This window comes from uncultured Thiodictyon sp. (assembly GCF_903828115.1).
In the GTDB taxonomy this organism is placed as follows: domain Bacteria; phylum Pseudomonadota; class Gammaproteobacteria; order Chromatiales; family Chromatiaceae; genus Thiodictyon.
In genome coordinates this window covers 1-1,927 of the sequence record NZ_CAIKKU010000121.1, presented here as the reverse complement: position 1 = coordinate 1,927, position 1,927 = coordinate 1, and the positions used below count along the sequence as shown (strand labels likewise).

The following is a 1,927-nucleotide window of genomic DNA, read 5'->3' as shown; positions in this document are numbered from 1 at the left end:
TTGTCGTTGTCGTAATCGGAGAATCGATGCAAATTGGAGTGCGAAAATCCAGGGCACTACGATAACCTCGATAACGACAACGACAACGACAACGACAACGGCGCTAACCGCACTCTCGAATGGACTGGTTTAACCTATCAGTGAACCGTTCCTGAAGGGCGTCGGACCACAAGTGATCCAACGCTGAATTCGCGTTCATGTACGGACAATACCCAAGGTCACATTTATGCGTCAGATCGTCCTCGATACCGAAACCACCGGACTCGACCCGCGCGAGGGTCACCGCCTGATCGAGATCGGGTGTATCGAGCTGATCGATCGCCGGCCGACCCGCAACAATTTCCACCAATATCTTCAACCGGATCGGGAGATCGACGCGGCGGCGGTGGAGGTCCACGGGATCACCAACGAGTCGCTGCGCGACAAGCCCCGCTTTGCGGAGATTGCCGAGGCCTTCCTGGAGTATGTGACGGGGGCCGAGTTGATCATCCACAACGCCGCCTTCGACTGCGGCTTTATCGACAGCGAACTCAAGCGCTGGCGCGATGACGGGGCGCGGATCAACGGCCTGTGCGCGGTCACCGACACCCTGACGCTGGCGCGCCGCCTGCATCCCGGCCAACGCAACAGCCTGGACGCGCTGTGCAAGCGCTACAGCGTGGACAACTCTCACCGGGATCTGCATGGCGCGCTGCTCGACGCTGAGATCCTGGCCGACGTCTATCTGGCCATGACCGGCGGGCAGGTGGTCATGCATCTGGGCGGGGAGCCGCAGTTTGAACCCGGGGGCCGCAAGGCCCTGACGCAACGCGGGCATTTGGACCCGCTGCGACCGCGACTGCGGGTGGTGGCGGCCGATGCCCAGGCCCAGGCCGCCCACGGCGCCCGCCTGGCTGCTATCGACAAGGCGAGTAGCGAGGGGTGTCTGTGGCTGGCGGAGGAACCGGTCGGTTGAGGTTCGATCCGCGCATTGTCGGCAACCCTGTGCCTTCGTTGTCGTTGTCGTACTCGGAGACGCGATGCACTTTGGGGTGCGAGAGAATCCGGGGCGCTGCGATAACCTCGATTACGACAACGACAACGACAACGACAACGACAACGAAAATGGCGCTATAGGCAGTCCCGAATGGAATTGTTTAACTTATCAGTGAACCGTTCCTCAGCGCCACCTACTCCACCCCCAACGCCTTAAACGCCGCATCCACCGGGTCCGCGTAGAACGCGATCTGAAACTTGGCGAACAGCTCGCCGGGAATGGTCGCGATGTCGCGTACGCTCGCCATGGGCAACAGGAGCCGCTTGGCGCCGGAGTCGAAGGCGACTTGCAGGCACTCGGCCAGGTTCTCCACGGGGATCAAGCTCCCGCCCAGGCTCATGTCGCCGAGAACGACCAATTGCACTTGCAGTGGCTTCTGCATGATCCCCGAGCACAAGGCGACGAAGCTCGGCAGGGTCATCGCCCTGGTGGCCCCCGTGTTGTGCAACTCGACGACATGCAGGTGGTAGTCGTGATCGCCGGCCCTTGCCAGTCCACTGACCCGGCTGAGATTCGCCTTGAAGTAGTCGAAGGCGACCTTCGTTGACTCCTTGGCCCCGCTGTTTGATCCCAGGCCGGACACATTGAACCGGCCGTTGCCGGCCGTGGTCTGTGTCTCCAGCCGATAGAGGCCCAGATGACCGCTGCCGCCGGTAGCCACGGTATGCAGCACGCCGGGGTTGAGCGGGCCATCCGGGATCAGCTTGTCGCCGCCCTGCTCCGGTACGCTGACGAATCGCTCGTCGCGCGTCTCCTGATCGATGTAGGAGAAGTGCACATCGAAGAACTCCATGCCGCCGATCTTCTTGAGCTGCTCCTTCACCCGACGGCGCGACTCCAGCGCGTACTCCAGGCAGCGGCGCACCTCCTCCTTGTCATAGACCCCATGGG

At 62.1% G+C, this 1,927-nt stretch carries 2 protein-coding genes; one reads left to right on the top strand and one right to left on the bottom strand.

The features are described 5' to 3' along the window. The first annotated feature begins 226 nt into the window (after positions 1-226). Positions 227-955 carry a DNA polymerase III subunit epsilon gene (gene dnaQ, locus QZY48_RS04285; RefSeq protein WP_295428165.1) on the top strand — a complete coding sequence of 243 codons (729 nt, stop codon included), beginning with the start codon at positions 227-229 and terminating at the stop codon, positions 953-955. A 214-nt stretch (positions 956-1,169) separates the two neighbouring features. On the opposite strand, the gene QZY48_RS04280 is transcribed toward dnaQ, so the two are convergent. Beyond that, a partial coding sequence (locus QZY48_RS04280; protein ID WP_295428162.1) for a S16 family serine protease occupies positions 1,170-1,927 on the bottom strand: 758 nt, incomplete at its 5' end.